This is a genomic window from Pseudomonas putida (assembly GCA_041879295.1).
Classification (GTDB): Bacteria; Pseudomonadota; Gammaproteobacteria; order Pseudomonadales; family Pseudomonadaceae; genus Aquipseudomonas; species Aquipseudomonas putida_Y.
In genome coordinates this window covers 4,516,716-4,533,908 of record CP047152.1, presented here as the reverse complement: position 1 = coordinate 4,533,908, position 17,193 = coordinate 4,516,716, and the positions used below count along the sequence as shown (strand labels likewise).

Genomic DNA, 17,193 nt, shown 5'->3' with positions numbered 1-17,193 from the left:
CTCAGCGGTCCTCGGTTTCCTGCAGCACTGTCATGGCCTCGCGGGGCCAGTGCGCCTGCAGCCTTTGCCCGGGCTGCCAGGCCTGTATCTGCTTCTGCCAGCGGTCATTGGCCTGGCTGACTGCCAGCAGTTGGCCGTTGTCCAGCTGCAGTTCGTAGCGGGTGGCGCTGCCTTGGTACTGGACATCACGCAGCACGCCGCTGACCTGTACCTCATGGCTGGTCACTACCGGGTCGCCCAGGCGAATGTGCTCGGGGCGGATGGAGAAGGGCGCAAGGCTGCCGTTGAGCTGCATGGCCAGCTCGCCCCGCACCACGTTGGACGTGCCGACGAATTCAGCAACGAAGGTTGTGCTGGGCTTCATGTACAGGTTGCGCGGGGTGTCGACCTGTTCGATTCGGCCGCGGTTGAACACCGCGACCCGGTCGGACATCGACAGCGCTTCGGTCTGGTCGTGGGTGACGAAGATGAAGGTGATGCCCAGTTGGCGTTGCAGCTTTTTCAGCTCGCCTTGCATCTGTTCGCGCAATTTCAGGTCCAGTGCGCCCAGTGGCTCATCCAGCAGCAGCACCCGCGGCCGGTTGACCAACGCCCGGGCCAGGGCCACGCGCTGACGCTGGCCGCCAGACAGCTGTGCCGGTTTGCGCGCGCCATAGCCGGTCAGGGCTACCATGGCCAGGGCTTCCTCGGCGCGGCTGTGGCGTTCGGCCTTGCCCACGCCTTTTACCTTCAGGCCATAGGCGATGTTGTCCAGCACGTTCATGTGCGGGAAAAGCGCATAGTCCTGGAACACAGTGTTGACGTCACGTTGGTAGGGCGGCATGCCAGCAGCCTCGATCCCCTGGATGCGGATCGACCCACTGGAGGGTTGCTCGAAGCCTGCGATCAGGCGCAGGCAGGTGGTCTTGCCTGAGCCGGAAGGGCCGAGCATGGAAAAGAACTCGCCATCGATGATGTCGATGCTGACCTGGTCGACGGCCTTGACCTCGCCGAAGGTGCGGGAAACCTGGGTGAACTGGACGGCTAGGGGCATGCGTGGACTCCAGGAATGAATATTTCTCCTGTACCGGCCTCTTCGCGGGCAAGCCCGCTCCTACAGGTGGAGCGTCACCCTTGCATCAGGTGAAGAACCTGTGGGAACGGGCTTGCCCGGGAAGAGGCCGGCACAGGCATTCAGACAACCTCAGCGACCACCCATGATCGCAATGTAGTCCTGGGTCCAGCGGCTGTAAGGCACGAACTTGCCCCCTTGGGCCTGCGGTGTTTTCCAGAAGGCAATCTTGTCGAAGTTGTCGAAGCCGTTGGTCTTGCAGCCCTCGGCCCCCAGCAGCTCGCTGGCGGTGCACGCCGCCGGCACAGCCGGCAACGAGCCGAACCAGGCTGCCACATCGCCTTGCACCTTAGGTTGCAACGACCAGTCCATCCATTTGTAGGCGCAATTGGGGTGCTTGGCCTCGGCGTGCAGCATGGTGGTGTCGGCCCAGCCGGTCGCGCCCTCCTTGGGAATGGTCGAGGCCACTGGCTGGTTCTCGGCCTTGAGGCCATTGACCATGTAGCCCCAGGAGCTGGAGGCAACCACGCCTTCGTTTTTCACATCGCTCATCTGGACCGTGGCGTCATGCCAATAGCGGTGGATCAGCGGTTGTTGCTGGCGCAGCAGTTCCAGCACGGCCTTGTATTGTGCCTCGTTCAGTTCGTACGGATCCTTGATGCCCAGTTCGGGCCTGGACGACTTCAGGTACAGCGCTGCATCGGCGATGTAGATCGGCCCGTCATAGGCTTGCACGCGGCCCTTGTTCGGCTTGCCATCGGGCAGGTTCTGCGGCTCGAACACCACGCTCCAGCTGGTCGGTGCCTGCTTGAAGGTGTTGGTGTTGTACAGCAGCACGTTTGGCCCCCACTGGTACGGCGTGCCGTACACCTGCTTGTCGACCACATACCAGCCACCGTTCTGCAAGCGCGGGTCGATGGTCTTCCAATTGGAGATCAGGGCGGTGTTGATCGGTTGTACACGCTTGCCTGCTATCAGCCGCAACGATGCATCGCCCGAGGCGGTGACCAGGTCATAGCCGCCCTTGGTCATCAGGCTGACCATCTCGTCCGAGGTGGCGGCCGTTTTTACACTGACCTTGCAGCCGGTTTCCTTTTCGAAGTTGGTCACCCAGTCGTAGGCCTTGTCGCTTTCACCGCGTTCGATGTAGCCGGGCCAGGCGACGATGTCCAGGCGCCCCTCGCCGGCTCCCAGGGCCTTGGGCGGTTCGGCGGCCTGCAGGCTGGCGCTGGCCAGCATGGCGCAGGTGGTGGCGCCGAGCAATGCGGTCTTGTGCACTGACATGGTGTTCCCTCTTCTTGGCGATCTTTTTCGGGCAGTCATGAGGCAAGCAGTGAAGCAATCGTTATAAGCGTAGTGCGTGGGTGCGAAGCATTGGCGATATCGAGTCTAGTTGGCTTTTTGCCAGCTAATGCAACATCCGGAAGCAAATCCCTGCATGGCGTGTGCTTCGCCAAGCCTTACTCTGGCGTTTGAATCTTCTTACGTGGAGACACGCGAATGAATACCCGGGGCTTGCTTGATCAACTCCTCAAATCCGGCCAGCAAATGCTCGAGAAGCAGGGGGGCGCGACCAAACCTGGCAGCGCGTCAGGCGGGCTTGGCGGGTTATTGTCCGGAGCAGGGGGCGGCCTTTTGGGGGGCGGCGCTCTGGGCCTGTTGCTGGGTAGCAAGAAGGCCCGCAAGTACGGTGGCAAAGCCCTGGCTTACGGTGGCCTCGCCGCGCTGGGGGTGCTGGCCTATAAAGCTTATGGCAACTGGCAGGCAAACCAGCGTGTGGCCGCAGCCGAGCCTCAAACGATAGACCGCCTGCCGCCGGCCCAGGCCGAGCAGCACAGCCAGGCGGTACTGCGCGCCCTGGTGGCTGCGGCCAAGTCCGATGGGCATATCGACGAGCGCGAGCGGGCGTTGATCGAGGGCGAGTTTACGCGCCTGGACAGCGACCGCGAATTGCAACACTGGCTGCATGCCGAGCTGAACAAGCCGCTGGACCCGGCCGAAGTGGCCCGCGCTGCGCAAACGCCGGAGATGGCTGCCGAGATGTACCTGGCCAGCGTGATGATGGTTGATGAGGAAAACTTCATGGAGCGTGCCTACCTGGACGAGTTGGCACGCCAGTTGCGGCTGGACCCGGGCTTGCGCCAGGAGCTGGAAAACCAGGTACGGCAAGCGGTGGCTCCGTAATACACCTGTCGGGGAATATTCAGCGCCTGTTAGATGGAGCGCCGCCCGCGCGGCGCATCGCGAGCTGCGCTCGCTCCTACGTTTGTTTCGGGCCAGTAACGCCTGTGCCAATGCGCGCGACCGCCTTGTTCGTCCAACGTGATATCGCGCCATGCAGCAAAATGCTCGCGCGCAAATCCCTCAGAAATAACTGGCCCGAAACAAACGTAGGAGCGAGCGCAGCTCGCGATGCGCCGCGCGGGCGGCGCTCGATCTCACAGGCGCTGAATATGTTGCGTCATGCACATGGTGGCTTTTACCTCATACCCCGCACTTCACCCGCAAAAGCATAAGGCGCCTAGGCTATACTTCGGCGATTTTTCCCGCTCGTTGTGAATTCCTGAGGGCTGAATGTGAAGAACTGGACCTTGCGCCAACGGATCCTGGCAAGTTTCGCCGTGATCATCGCCATCATGCTGCTGATGATCGTGGCCGCCTACTCGCGGTTGGTGACTATCGAAACCGCCGAAGAGGCGGTGGGGACCGATAGCATTCCCGGCGTCTACTACAGCTCGATGATCCGCAGCGCCTGGGTCGACAGCTACGTCACCAGCCAGCAGTTGGTGGGCCTGTCGAACCATCGTGAAATTACTTCGGCCGACCTGGAACTGTTCAGAAACTTCGATAACCGGCTGAAGCAATTCATGGCCAGTTACCAGACCACCATTCAGGACAAGGACGACCAGGCCCGATTTGACAGCTTCGTGCAACTGGAAGAAAACTACCTCAAGATCGTCAACCAGGTGCTGGATGCGTACGGTCAGCACAACTACGACGAAGCCCAACGGCTGATCAACGAGGTCCTCACCCCGGCCTGGATGGACGGGCGCGAGCACCTGAATGATGTGATCGAGAATAATCGGGCCTCTGCCGGTGCCGCCACCAACGAGATCGTCAATGCCGTCAACACGGCCAAGGGCAGCATGTTGGTTTCGCTGTTGCTGGCAATCGTCGCTGCCGGCATCTGCGGCCTGCTGCTGATGCGCGCTATCACGGCGCCCATGCAGCGTATTGTGCATGCCCTCGACAAACTGCGCTCCGGTGACCTGAGCATGCGCCTGAGCCTGGATCGCAAGGACGAATTCGGTGCCATCGAAAGCGGCTTCAACGAAATGGCCGAGGCATTGGCCAACCTTGTGGCCCAGGCCCAACGCTCGTCGGTGCAGGTGACCACTTCGGTCACCGAAATTGCCGCCACGTCCAAGCAGCAGCAGGCCACCGCCACTGAAACAGCCGCCACCACCACCGAAATCGGCGCTACCTCGCGGGAGATCGCCGCCACTTCGCGGGACCTGGTGCGCACCATGACCGAAGTGACTACGGCTGCTGATCAGGCATCCAGCCTGGCAGGCTCCGGGCAGCAGGGCCTGGCACGCATGGAAGAGACCATGCACCAGGTGATGGGCGCTGCCGACCTGGTCAATGCCAAGCTCGGTATCCTCAACGAGAAAGCCAGCAACATCACCCAGATGGTGGTAACCATCGTCAAGGTTGCCGACCAGACCAATCTGCTGTCGCTCAACGCCGCCATCGAAGCGGAAAAGGCCGGCGAATATGGCCGCGGCTTTGCCGTGGTCGCTACCGAAGTGCGCCGCCTGGCCGACCAGACCGCCGTGGCCACCTATGACATCGAGCAGATGGTGCGCGAGATCCAGTCGGCAGTGTCGGCCGGTGTCATGGGGATGGACAAGTTCTCCGAAGAAGTGCGCCGCGGCATGTTCGAGGTGCAGCAGGTGGGCGAACAACTCAGCCAGATCATTCACCAGGTGCAGGCCTTGGCGCCGCGCGTATTGATGGTCAACGAAGGCATGCAGGCCCAGGCCACCGGTGCCGAGCAGATCAACCAGGCGCTGGCCCAGCTCAGCGATGCCAGCACCCAGACTGTCGAGTCGTTGCGCCAGGCCAGCTATGCCATCGATGAGCTGAGCCAGGTGGCCGCGGGCCTGCGTGGCGGCGTGTCGCGTTTCAAAGTCTGACCGCGATGAACGACTTGCAACTGCGCAGCGCGGGGGCGGAGAACACCAAAGGGGTGTTGTACCTACAGTTTCGCATCAGAGAGCAGCGGTTTGCCCTGAGCGTGCACGAGGTGGTCGAAGTGCTGCCCCGTCAGCCGCTCAAGCCGATCGCCCAGGCACCTGCCTGGGTGGCGGGTATCCTCGCCCATCGTGGCCAGTTGGTACCGGTGATCGACCTTGCCGCCCTGAGCTTCGGCCAGCCGGCGGTGCAACGCACCAGCACCCGCTTGGTGCTGGTGCGCTACCGAGGCAGCCTGCAGCTGGGCCTGATCCTGGAGCAGGCCACCGAAACCCTGCGTTGCCAACCCGACGAGTTCCAGCCCTATGGGGTGGACACAGGCGAAGCGCCTTATCTGGGCCCAGTGCGCCAGGATGCCCAGGGCCTGCTGCAGCGCATCGAAGTCAATGACCTGCTGCCCGACACCGTGCACGCATTGCTGTACACGCAATACCCGACAGGGATGCCCACATGAACGAACAGCGTTTCTTCCGCTTCTTGCGCGAGCGTATTGGCCTGGACGTGGAGTCGGTGGGCGCGCCCATGGTCGAACGCGCGCTGCGTCAACGTTGCGTGGCTGCGGGCGCGATGGACCTGGACGATTACTGGCTGCGCCTGCAGCAGTCGGCAGATGAGCAACAGGCGCTGATCGAAGCGGTGATCGTCCCGGAAACCTGGTTTTTCCGGTACCCCGAATCCTTCAAAGCGCTGGCCAGCCTGGCCCATAAACGGCTGGCTCAACTGGCTGGCGCGCGTCCGTTGCGCTTGCTCAGCCTGCCGTGTTCTACCGGCGAAGAGCCCTATTCGCTGGCCATGGCCTTGTTTGACGCCGGCATGGCGCCAGGGGCATTCCTTGTTGATGGAATGGACATCAGCCCCAGTTCGGTTGCCAAGGCTGGGCAGGCGGTTTATGGGCGCAATGCGTTCCGTGGTAGCGAACTGTGCTTTCGCGATCGTTACTTCGATGCTCTGGGCGAAGGCCACCGCCTGCATGAACGGGTACGCCAGCAAGTCAGCCTGCGGGTGGGCAATGTGCTTGACCCGGCGCTGGCCAGCCGCGACGGCCTGTATGACTTCGTGTTCTGTCGCAATCTGTTGATCTATTTCGACGTAGCGACCCAACAGCGTGTGTTCGAAGTGCTCAAGCGCTTGCTGCATCCGCAGGGTGTGCTGTTTATCGGCCCGGCAGAAGGCAGCTTGTTGGCACGCATGGGTATGCGTCCGCTGGGGATCGCCCAGTCGTTTGCCTATGTGCGTCACGAAGGCGACAGCGCCCCCTTGGCTGCGGCACCTGCCCAACCCGCCAAGCGTACGTTCACGACTTTACCCGCACCGGTTTATCCCCAGCCCAGCGTGGCGTTGCCTCGTTCGCTGCGCCCGCTGCGTGTCCTGCCGGTGGCGGCCAAGCCAGCGCCAGCCCGCGAGCACAAGCACGAGGGGGCCAGTGAGTTGCTGGCCGGCATTGCCCGGCTGGCCAATGCCGGCGCCAGCGAGCAGGCCCGTAGCGAATGCCAGCGCTACCTGAGCCAGTACCCGCCGTCGGCACAGGTTTACTACTGGCTGGGATTGCTCAGTGATACTGAAGGCGATGCGCAGCAGGCGTTGAGCCATTATCGCAAGGCCCTGTACCTGGAACCACAGCACCCCGAGGCGCTGGTGCACCTGGCCGCCTTGCTGGCGGCCCAGGGTGACCTGGCCGGCGCCCGGCGCCTTCAGGAGCGCGCGGCGCGGGCTGGCCGGGAGTCTGAACGATGAACAGTGATTCCGCGATGCAGTTGCTCGCCGAGGATGATGCACACATCGACGACTGCTGGAACCGCATTGGCGTGCGCGGCGACAAGCAGTGCCCACTGCTGGAGCGGCATGTTCATTGCCGCAATTGCGAGGTGTATGCCGCTGCTGCCACGCGTTTGCTCGACCGCTATGCGCTGACGCAGGACCACCAGGCTGCAGCGGTGCAGCCGGACGAGGAAAACACCGGCCATTCCATGCTGCTGTTCCGTCTGGGCGAAGAATGGCTGGCGCTGGCTACCGCTTGCCTGGTCGAGATCGCCCCGTTGCAGGCGGTGCATTCATTGCCGCACCAGCGCTCGCGGCTGCTGCATGGGGTTGCCAATGTGCGCGGCGCGTTGGTGCCGTGCCTGTCACTGGCTGACTTGCTCGGGGTGCAGGCCGGCGCCACCGAGCCACGTAGCGCCCGGGCGATGCCACGTATGCTTATTCTGGCCGCCGAGGGGGGGCCGGTGGTGATGGCCGTCGAGGAAATCGACGGTATTCATCGGCTCGACCCGCAGCTGCTGGGCAGTGGCCGGGACGCCACACGCTTCACCGCCGCAGTCTTGCAGTGGCGCGGCCGCAGCGTGCGGGTTCTGGACGATCAACACTTAATGTCTGCCGTGCAGCGGAGCCTGTCATGACCCCAGAGCAAATGCGCGACGCATCGTTGCTCGAACTGTTCAGCCTGGAAGCCGAGGCACAGACCCAAGTGCTCAGCGCTGGCCTGATGGCACTGGAGCGCAACCCCACCCAGGCCGACCAGCTAGAAGCGTGCATGCGCGCTGCGCACTCGCTCAAGGGGGCAGCGCGCATCGTCGGGGTGGATGCTGGTGTCAGTGTCGCCCACGTCATGGAGGATTGCCTGGTAGCGGCTCAGGAAGGCCGACTGCGTCTGACCGCCGAGCATATTGACGCGCTGTTGCAAGGTACCGACCTGCTGATACGTATTGCCACACCCGGCGATGCCGGGGCGCAGGCGACCTTGCCGGTGTTTCTTGCGCAAATGGCCAGCCTGCTCGACTCGGGCACTTCTGCCGTGCCTGTCGTGCCGCTGGCTGCATCCGCGTCGCCGGAGCCGCCGCTGGCAACCCTGCCGCCTGCACCCGAGGTAGTGCGAGCCGAACCGCCAGAACCCGAACCAGCCCTGCGGCGCAAGGCTGGCAAGCGCGCTGGCGAAGGTGCCGAGCGGGTACTGCGTGTCACCGCCGACCGCCTCAATAGCCTGCTTGACCTGTCCAGCAAGTCGCTGGTGGAAACCCAGCGGCTCAAACCGTACCTGGCTACCTTGCAGCGTCTCAAACGCATGCACGGCCAAGGCATGCAGGCACTTGACGGCTTGCGCATGCAATTGGAAGACAGTGGTCAGAGCAGCGAGGTGCTTGAGGCCTTGGCACAGACCCAGCGCCTGCTGGCAGAGACCCAGCAGATTTTGCAGCAACAGGCGGCCGACCTGGATGAGTTCGGCTGGCAGGCCAGCCAGCGTGCGCAGTTGTTGTATGACACCGCCCTGGCTTGCCGGATGCGGCCGTTTGCCGACGTGCTGACCGGGCAAAGCCGCATGGTTCGCGACCTGGGCCGTTCGCTGGGCAAACCGGTGCGGCTGGTGGTGGAAGGGGAGAAGACCCAGGTCGACCGCGATGTGCTGGAAAAGCTCGAAGCACCGCTGACCCACCTGTTGCGCAATGCCGTCGATCACGGCATCGAATTGCCCGAGCGGCGCCTGCTGGCGGGCAAGCCGGACGAGGGGGTGATCCGACTGCGGGCTTCGCACCAGGCGGGCATGCTCAGCCTGGAGCTGATCGACGATGGCGCCGGTATCGACCTGGAGCGCCTGCGCAGCAGCATCGTCGAGCGCGCCCTGTCGCCTGCTGATACGGTGGCGCAGATGAGTGAGGCGGAGCTGCTGACGTTCCTGTTCCTGCCCGGTTTCAGCCTGCGCGACAAGGTTACCGAAGTGTCCGGGCGCGGTGTGGGGCTGGATGCGGTGCAGCACTTGATCCGCGAGCTGCGCGGCTCGATCGAGTTGACCCAGGTGGCAGGGCAGGGCTGTCGCTTCCATCTGCAGGTGCCGCTGACCCTGTCGGTCGTTCGCAGCCTGGTGGTCGAGGTGGGCGGTGAGGCTTACGCCTTCCCGCTGGCGCATATCGAACGCACGCTGGAAGTGACCGCCGACCAGATCGTGCAGATCGAGGGGCGCCAGCACTTCTGGCACGAAGGCCGGCATATCGGCCTGGTGGCGGCCAGCCAGCTGCTCAATCGCCCGGCCGGGCAAAGTGACGAAGCCAGCCTGCGGGTGGTGGTGATTCGTGAGCGCGAGCATCTGTACGGCGTGGCCGTGGAGCGGTTGGTGGGGGAGCGGGTGCTGGTCGTGATGCCACTCGACCCGCGCTTGGGGAAGGTGCAGGACATTTCCTCCGGCGCCTTGCTCGATGATGGCTCGGTGGTCCTGATTGTCGATGTCGAAGACTTGCTGCGCTCGGTGGAAAAACTGCTCAGCACTGGCAGCCTGGAGCGCATCGAACGCGGCAGCAGCGGAGCCCGCGGTGTGGTCCGCAAACGTATCCTGGTGGTCGACGACTCGCTGACCGTGCGCGAACTGCAGCGCAAGCTGCTGGGCAACCGTGGCTACGAAGTGGCGGTCGCGGTGGATGGCATGGACGGCTGGAACGCCCTGCGCGGCGAGGACTTCGACCTGCTGATCACCGACATCGACATGCCGCGCATGGACGGCATCGAGCTGGTTACCCTGGTGCGTCGCGACCAGCGCCTGCAGTCGTTGCCAGTGATGGTGGTGTCCTATAAAGACCGTGAGGAAGACCGGCGGCGAGGACTGGATGCTGGCGCCGACTACTATTTGGCAAAGGCCAGCTTCCACGACGATGCGTTGCTGGATGCTGTGGTGGAGCTGATCGGAGGTGCTCAGGGATGAAGATCGCCATCGTCAATGACATGCCCCTGGCCGTCGAAGCGTTGCGCCGGGCGGTTGCCCTGGAGCCCGCACACCAGGTCGTATGGGTGGCCAGCAACGGTGCTGAGGCGGTGCAGCGCTGCACCGAGCAGTTACCGGACCTCATCCTCATGGACCTGATCATGCCGGTGATGGACGGTGTCGAGGCGACCCGGCGGATCATGGCCGAAACCCCATGCGCCATTGTCATCGTTACGGTCGACCGTAAACAGAACGTGCACCGGGTGTTCGAGGCCATGGGCCATGGCGCCCTCGATGTGGTCGACACCCCTGCGCTGGGTGCTGGCGATGCCCGCGAAGCGGCGGCGCCCTTGCTGCGCAAGATCCTCAATATTGGCTGGCTGGTCGGCCAGCAGCGTGCACCTGCCGCAAGGTCGGTGGCCGCACCGCCGCGCGAGGCTTCCCAGCGTCGCGGGTTGGTGGCAATCGGGTCTTCGGCGGGTGGCCCTGCAGCACTCGAAGTGTTGCTCAAGGGCTTGCCGGCAGCGTTTCCGGCGGCCATCGTGCTGGTCCAGCATGTGGACCAGGTGTTTGCCGCAGGCATGGCCGAATGGCTCAGCAGCGCAGCAGGCATGCCGGTGCGCCTGGCCCGTGAAGGCGAACCACCGCAGCCAGGGCAGGTACTCCTGGCCGGCACCAACCACCACATTCGCCTGCTACAGAGCGGCCAACTGGCCTACACTGCCGAACCTGTGAATGAAATCTACCGGCCCTCGATCGATGTGTTCTTCGAGAGCGTGGCACGTTACTGGAATGGCGATGCGGTGGGCGTGCTGCTCACCGGCATGGGCCGCGACGGTGCCCAGGGGCTGAAGCTGATGCGTCAGCAGGGCTTTCTGACCATTGCCCAGGACCAGGCCAGCAGCGCGGTGTACGGCATGCCCAAGGCTGCTGCGGCTATTGATGCCGCCGTGGAAATTCGCCCGCTGGAACGCATAGCCGGGCGCTTGACTGAATTTTTCGCAAAATGACGAAATGTATTGAATCACGCCGCCAGGCCGGTAGTGATCGGGTGAACAATGATGAATGATTTACCGATCGAAGGTTTCGCGACCACCAATGAGAACTCGGCGATGGTGCTGCTGGTCGACGATCAGGCCATGATCGGCGAAGCGGTGCGGCGTGGCTTGGCCAATGAAGACAACATCGACTTCCACTTCTGTGCCGACCCGCACCAGGCGGTGGCCCAGGCCATGCGCATCAAGCCCACGGTCATTCTTCAGGACCTGATCATGCCTGGCCTGGACGGCTTGACTCTGGTGCGCGAGTACCGCAACAACCCGGTGACCCAGGACATCCCGATCATCGTCCTGTCGACCAAGGAAGACCCGTTGGTGAAGAGTGCGGCATTTGCCGCCGGGGCCAACGATTACCTGGTCAAGCTGCCTGACACCATCGAACTGGTGGCACGCATCCGCTACCACTCGCGTTCCTACCTGACCCTGCTGCAGCGCGACGAGGCCTACCGTGCCCTGCGCGTCAGCCAGCAGCAGTTGCTGGATTCCAACCTGATGCTGCAGCGGCTGATGAACTCCGATGGCCTGACCGGGCTGTCCAACCGTCGCCATTTCGACGAGTACCTGGAGCTGGAATGGCGCCGGGCGATGCGTGAACAGCAGCAGCTGTCGTTGCTGATGATCGACGTGGACTACTTCAAAGTCTACAACGACAGCTTTGGCCACCTGGCCGGTGACGAGGCCTTGCGCCAGGTGGCCGAAGCCATCCGTAGCTCGTGCTCGCGGCCGACCGACCTGCCGGCGCGCTATGGCGGCGAAGAGTTCGCCCTGGTGCTGCCCAACACCTCGCCAGGCGGGGCACGGCTGGTGGCCGAAAAGCTGCGCCAGACCGTGCTGGGCCTGGGCATCCCGCATACTGCGCCGACGGCTGATGCATTTTTGACCGTAAGCATCGGCCTAGCCACCCAGACGCCTGCTATTGGCAGCCATTGCCGGCAGCTGATTTCGGCGGCGGACAAGGGGCTGTATCTGGCCAAGAACAGCGGCCGGAACCAAGTGGGCGTTGCTTGAGGGGCGAATACCGCCAGCGCGCACTGTTCAGAATGTTGACGAAGATGGCTGGCGGTATCGATACCCCTGTTTTTATAACGCTCACTCCACGATTTCTATGTACCTTGTAGGGCCGTGAAAGATAACCATGTCGCCATTCTTGTAGACAAGCTGGTAGGCGACCTTGCACGGATAAATGGACTTGACCTTGAGCGTATTGTCATCGCCGTAGTAATCATAGGTGACCAATTTCTGATCGACGCTATGTTCTATGCGGTTGATTGAGCTCGCGAAGATGAACTCCGTCCTGACTTGCTCCAGGCTTTCCTGGGACCCACCCTCGACGCCAGGGAAGAGAATATTCATCTCGAATCTGTATTTTGTAGGGGAGCCGCTTGGGTTGGTTATGGCTTTAAGGCTGAGCGAGCCGTTTTTTTCTTTCGGTATGGTCAGGGTGCCGAACTCGCCTTTAAGTCTCCATTCGGTATTTGTGGCTGATTTAGGGTAAATTTCGATGATTTTGGTGGTATTCATTTTGGCCTCGCCTGGGTGGGATTGCAGGTCGGTATTACGAGGTAAGAGTTGAATAGCTGCCGTTGATGCGTGCAACTGGCAGAAATGCCAGTTCCGACGGGGAGCGCGAATGCAAAACCTCTGAAATTCCTCGCTCCAATTATTCCAAGTCAGCACATTTCTGGCGCTCGTCTGCGATTGTGATATTCGCCGTGATCGGCATGCTCCAAACCTGTGGAGTTTCCCTGCCGGGCGGGCCTGCCGCCGCGCCTCCGACTGCGTTATACTCGCGGGCTTTTCACCGAATTCGCGCGAGTAGGCAGCCCATGGAAATCCAACCGATCCTGAACACCATCAAGGACCTCACCGAACGTTCCCTGTCAATTCGGGGGTATCTTTGACTACGATCACAAGCATGACCGCCTGATCGAAGTCAACCGCGAGCTGGAAGACCCCAACGTCTGGAACAAGCCTGAGTACGCCCAGGCACTGGGCCGCGAGCGTGCCATGCTGGCCCAGGTCGTCGAGACCCTGGACAAGCTGTCCAACGGCCTGGGTGACTGCCAGGACCTGCTCGACATGGCCGTCGAAGAAAATGACGAAGGCGCCGTCGGCGACGTCGTGACCGAGCTGGAAAGCCTGGAAGAAAACCTGGCCCAGCTTGAGTTCCGTCGCATGTTCAGCGGCGAGATGGACATGAACAACGCCTACCTGGATATCCAGGCCGGCTCCGGTGGTACCGAAGCACAGGATTGGGCCAACATCCTGCTGCGCATGTACCTGCGCTGGGCCGACAAGCGTGGTTTCGACGCCACCATCATCGAGCTTTCCGAAGGTGAAGTGGCCGGCATCAAGGGTGCCACCGTGCACATCAAGGGCGAGTACGCCTTTGGCTGGCTGCGCACCGAAATCGGCGTGCACCGCCTGGTGCGCAAGAGCCCGTTCGACTCCGGCGCCCGTCGCCACACATCGTTCTCGGCGGTGTTCGTATCGCCCGAGATCGACGACAAGGTCGAAATCGAGATCAACCCGTCCGACCTGCGCATCGACACCTACCGCTCCTCCGGTGCCGGTGGTCAGCACGTGAACACCACCGACTCGGCGGTCCGTATCACCCACGTGCCGACTAACACTGTGGTGGCTTGCCAGAACGAACGTTCCCAGCACGCCAACAAGGACACCGCCATGAAAATGCTGCGGGCCAAGTTGTACGAACTGGAAATGCAGAAGCGCAACGCTGCTTCGCAGGCGCTGGAAGACAGCAAGTCGGACATCGGCTGGGGCCACCAGATTCGCTCCTACGTGCTGGATGACTCGCGCATCAAGGATCTGCGTACCGGCGTCGAGCGTAGCGACTGCCAGAAAGTCCTCGACGGCGACCTCGACCAGTATCTGGAAGCGAGCCTCAAGCAGGGCCTGTGATTAGCACCCCCATGCCGCGCTACCTGGCCAGCCGCCGGTAGCGCGTGCCCTGCCCGGAACGGGCAACGAATACCTGATGGAAAGAATGACGACATGAGCGACCTGAAGACCGAATCGCAAGACCTGCAACAGGAAGAAAATGCCCTGATCGCCCTGCGCAAGGAAAAACTTGCCGCCGAGCGTGCCAAGGGCAATGCCTTCCCCAACGACTTCCGTCGCGACAGCTACTGCAACGACCTGCAGAAGCAGTATGCGGACAAGACCAAGGAAGAGCTGGAAGCAGCCGCGATCCCGGTCAAGGTCGCCGGCCGCATCATGCTCAACCGTGGTTCGTTCATGGTTATCCAGGACATGACTGGCCGTATTCAGGTCTACGTCAACCGCAAGACCCTGCCGGAAGAAACCCTGGCCGCCGTCAAGACCTGGGACCTGGGCGACATCATCAGCGCCGAAGGCACCCTGGCCCGTTCCGGCAAGGGCGACCTGTACGTCGAAATGACCAACGTGCGCCTGCTGACCAAGTCGCTGCGCCCGCTGCCCGACAAGCACCACGGCCTGACCGACACCGAGCAGCGCTACCGCCAGCGCTACGTCGACCTGATGGTCAACGAAGAAACCCGCCACACCTTCCGTGTGCGTTCGCAGGTGATCTCGCACATCCGCAAGTTCCTCATCGAGCGTGACTTCCTTGAAGTCGAAACGCCGATGCTGCAGACCATCCCGGGCGGTGCGGCAGCCAAGCCGTTCGAAACCCACCACAACGCCCTGGACATGGCCATGTTCCTGCGTATCGCGCCGGAGCTGTACCTCAAGCGCCTGGTCGTGGGTGGCTTCGAAAAAGTGTTCGAGATCAACCGTAACTTCCGTAACGAAGGCGTTTCGACTCGTCACAACCCTGAATTCACCATGCTCGAGTTCTACCAGGCCTACGCCGATTACCGCGACAACATGGACCTCACCGAGGAACTGTTCCGCGAGCTGGCGCAACTGGTACTGGGCTCCACCGACGTGCCGTACGGCGACAAGGTATTCCACTTCGGCGAGCCGTTCGTGCGCCTGTCGGTGTTCGACTCGATCCTCAAGTACAACCCGGAGCTGACCGCTGCCGACCTGCAGGACGTCGACCGCGCCCGCGAGATCGCCAGGAAGGCCGGCGCCAAGGTGCTGGGCCATGAAGGCTTGGGCAAGCTGCAGGTGATGATTTTCGAAGAGTTGGTCGAGCACAAGCTGGAACAGCCGCACTTCATTACCGAGTACCCGTTCGAAGTGTCGCCGCTGGCCCGTCGCAACGACGAGAACCCGGCCGTTACCGATCGTTTCGAGCTGTTCATCGGTGGCCGCGAAATCGCCAACGCCTACTCCGAGCTCAACGATGCCGAAGATCAGGCCGAGCGTTTCCTGGCCCAGGTGGCCGAGAAGGACGCGGGTGACGATGAAGCCATGCACTATGACGCCGACTTCGTTCGTGCGCTGGAGTACGGCATGCCGCCGACCGCCGGTGAAGGCATCGGCATCGACCGCCTGGTGATGCTGCTGACCAACTCGCCGTCGATCCGCGACGTCATCCTGTTCCCGCACATGCGTCCGCAGGCCTGAGTAAGCTGAACGAGCCGCCTTTCGAGGCGGCTTTTTCTTGCCTGAAGCTTTATGTTGTCGGTACTGGGCTCTTCGCGGGCACGCCCGCTCCCACAGGACTTGCGCATACTCCTGAATGTTGCGGGGGCCCTGTGGGAGCGGGCGTGCCCGCGAAGAGGCCGGCACCGATGAAAAACTGCCCATGAGGTATCCCCCGTGACACCCGCCATGCCTGACCAAGGCGCCGCCGGCATCGCCACCGCCGTCGCCGAAAGCGTGCAATACCAAGGCCGCAAGACTGCCCGCCAAGGCAGCGAACAGCGTCGCCAGTTGATTCTCGATGCCGCCATGCGCATTGTCGTGCGCGATGGCGTGCGCGGTGTGCGCCACCGGGCAGTGGCCGCCGAGGCCGGCGTGCCATTGTCGGCCACCACCTACTACTTCAAGGACATCGAGGACCTGCTCACCGATACCTTTGCCCAGTACGTCGAGCGCAGTGCGGCCTACATGGCCAAGCTGTGGGCCAACACCGAGGTGGTGTTGCGCCAGTTGCTGGCACAGGGCGATGGCAGCCCGCAGGCCCGGGCGCGGCTGGCTGACGAGGTGGCGCGTATGACCGCCGACTACGTTCAGCGGCAATTGCTGAACCGCCGTGACTTCCTGATGGCCGAGCAGGCCTTCCGCCAGGAAGCATTGCTGTGCCCGCGACTGGCCGAGCTGGTGTGCGCTCATGAGCAGATCCTGCTGCACGGCACCCGGCAATTGCTGCAGGTCGTGGGCTCGCGGCAGCCGGAGCAGGATGCACAGATGTTGACGGCGATTATCGAGCAGTTGGAATATCAAGGCCTGCTCAAGCAAGCGAATGCGCAAGCCGATGGGCAGATGCTCGCTATGCTTACCCGATACCTGCAGCTGGTGCTGGCATCGGCCTGAGGCGAGAACGACCTTTTCAAGGAGAACCTGATGAAAGCCTGGCGTGTGGTGTTGTTGACTTTGTCATTCCTGCTGCTGGGCGGTTGTCTGGTGACCTTCCATGAGCCCTTGCCCAGCAACCAGGCAGCGCCCAAGGCCCTGCTCGGCAAGTGGAGCAGCAAGGACGCCTGGGGGGAGCCGCTGAAACTGGTGATCAGCCGTAGCGGTGGCGACGCCTACAAGGCGGTGGCCACGGCCAAGGGCAAGGCCCCTGAAGAGTACGTGTTCACCGTGTCACGCCACGGCAACCGCTGGTACTTGTCGGCTGGCGTGCCCAAGCGGCTGGGTGGCAATTTCCTGATTGGCGGCTTCGACATCGTCGATGGCAAGGAACTGGTGGTCTACAACCTGGACGTCGAGCAGGTGCAGCAGGCGGTGGACAAAAAGGAACTGACCGGGCGCAGCACCGAAGTGCCGGACGACAACGGCGACGGCGTGCTGATCGACAGCCCGGCAGCGCGGGTGCTGGCCTACCTGGACGACCCGGCCAACTCCGACCTGTTCGTCGAAGTGGCGCGGTTCCAGCGCTCGGGCAAATGACCGTGTTGGCGTCTTCGCGGGCTTGCCCGCTCCCACAGGTATTTCACAGGTATCTGATCCTGTGGTGTCCCTGTGGGAGCGGGCAAGCCCGCGAAGACGCCGGTACAGGTTTCGTGTACTAGAAAGGAGTCCCC

General features: G+C 62.6%; 15 protein-coding genes. 12 read left to right on the top strand and 3 right to left on the bottom strand.

Going from position 1 to position 17,193, the window contains the following annotated elements:
- Position 1: 1 nt before the first annotated feature.
- Entirely contained in the window at positions 2-1,033 is a 1,032-nt protein-coding gene (locus GST84_20770) for an ATP-binding cassette domain-containing protein (protein ID XGB14631.1), read from the bottom strand.
- 150 nt (positions 1,034-1,183) lie between these two features.
- On the bottom strand, positions 1,184-2,335 hold the full coding sequence (locus GST84_20765; protein XGB14630.1) for an extracellular solute-binding protein: 1,152 nt from the start codon (positions 2,333-2,335) through the stop codon (positions 1,184-1,186).
- A 216-nt stretch (positions 2,336-2,551) separates the two neighbouring features.
- Here GST84_20765 and GST84_20760 point away from each other — a divergent pair, with 216 nt between their 5' ends.
- The 8 genes from GST84_20760 to GST84_20725 all read left to right on the top strand — a co-directional run bounded on the left by GST84_20760 (position 2,552) and on the right by GST84_20725 (position 12,058).
- A complete protein-coding gene (locus GST84_20760) occupies positions 2,552-3,235 on the top strand; it encodes a DUF533 domain-containing protein (protein ID XGB14629.1) in 684 nt (227 codons plus the stop codon).
- A 392-nt stretch (positions 3,236-3,627) separates the two neighbouring features.
- A complete protein-coding gene (locus GST84_20755; protein XGB14628.1) occupies positions 3,628-5,250 on the top strand; it encodes a HAMP domain-containing protein in 1,623 nt (540 codons plus the stop codon).
- A 5-nt stretch (positions 5,251-5,255) separates the two neighbouring features.
- A complete protein-coding gene (locus GST84_20750; GenBank protein ID XGB14627.1) occupies positions 5,256-5,762 on the top strand; it encodes a chemotaxis protein CheW in 507 nt (168 codons plus the stop codon).
- Complete coding sequence (locus GST84_20745) at positions 5,759-7,042, top strand: tetratricopeptide repeat protein (GenBank protein XGB14626.1); 1,284 nt, start codon at positions 5,759-5,761, stop codon at positions 7,040-7,042. Before GST84_20750 ends, GST84_20745 begins: the two co-directional genes overlap by 4 nt.
- On the top strand, positions 7,039-7,704 hold the full coding sequence (locus tag GST84_20740) for a chemotaxis protein CheW (GenBank protein XGB14625.1): 666 nt from the start codon (positions 7,039-7,041) through the stop codon (positions 7,702-7,704). The genes GST84_20745 and GST84_20740 overlap by 4 nt, the downstream gene beginning before the upstream one ends.
- Complete coding sequence (locus GST84_20735) at positions 7,701-9,992, top strand: response regulator (protein ID XGB14624.1); 2,292 nt, start codon at positions 7,701-7,703, stop codon at positions 9,990-9,992. The genes GST84_20740 and GST84_20735 overlap by 4 nt, the downstream gene beginning before the upstream one ends.
- Complete coding sequence (cheB, locus tag GST84_20730; GenBank protein ID XGB14623.1) at positions 9,989-11,002, top strand: chemotaxis-specific protein-glutamate methyltransferase CheB; 1,014 nt, start codon at positions 9,989-9,991, stop codon at positions 11,000-11,002. Before GST84_20735 ends, cheB begins: the two co-directional genes overlap by 4 nt.
- A gap of 51 nt (positions 11,003-11,053) precedes the next feature.
- A complete protein-coding gene (locus GST84_20725) occupies positions 11,054-12,058 on the top strand; it encodes a diguanylate cyclase (protein XGB14622.1) in 1,005 nt (334 codons plus the stop codon).
- Positions 12,059-12,139: 81 nt separating this feature from the next.
- Here the strand turns inward: GST84_20725 and GST84_20720 are convergent, their stop codons facing one another.
- Positions 12,140-12,571 (bottom strand): hypothetical protein, encoded by a 432-nt coding sequence (locus GST84_20720; GenBank protein XGB14621.1) that lies wholly within the window; start codon positions 12,569-12,571, stop codon positions 12,140-12,142.
- A gap of 305 nt (positions 12,572-12,876) precedes the next feature.
- Here GST84_20720 and prfB point away from each other — a divergent pair.
- The 4 genes from prfB to GST84_20700 all read left to right on the top strand — a co-directional run bounded on the left by prfB (position 12,877) and on the right by GST84_20700 (position 17,059).
- Positions 12,877-13,972, top strand: a protein-coding gene (prfB, locus tag GST84_20715) for a peptide chain release factor 2 (GenBank protein ID XGB14620.1) whose coding sequence is annotated in 2 segments (ribosomal slippage) — positions 12,877-12,948 and positions 12,950-13,972 — 1,095 coding nt in all. Because the reading frame shifts where the segments join, the coding sequence is not laid out codon by codon here.
- Positions 13,973-14,065: 93 nt separating this feature from the next.
- Positions 14,066-15,568, top strand: coding sequence for a lysine--tRNA ligase (lysS, locus tag GST84_20710; protein XGB14619.1), 1,503 nt, complete (start codon positions 14,066-14,068; stop codon positions 15,566-15,568).
- 207 nt (positions 15,569-15,775) lie between these two features.
- Positions 15,776-16,480, top strand: a complete 705-nt coding sequence (locus GST84_20705) for a TetR family transcriptional regulator (protein ID XGB14618.1) — start codon at positions 15,776-15,778, stop codon at positions 16,478-16,480.
- 30 nt (positions 16,481-16,510) lie between these two features.
- The gene (locus tag GST84_20700) at positions 16,511-17,059 is read left to right on the top strand and encodes a hypothetical protein (GenBank protein XGB14617.1); all 549 of its coding nucleotides are present in this window, start codon (positions 16,511-16,513) and stop codon (positions 17,057-17,059) included.
- The last annotated feature ends 134 nt before the right edge of the window (positions 17,060-17,193 follow it).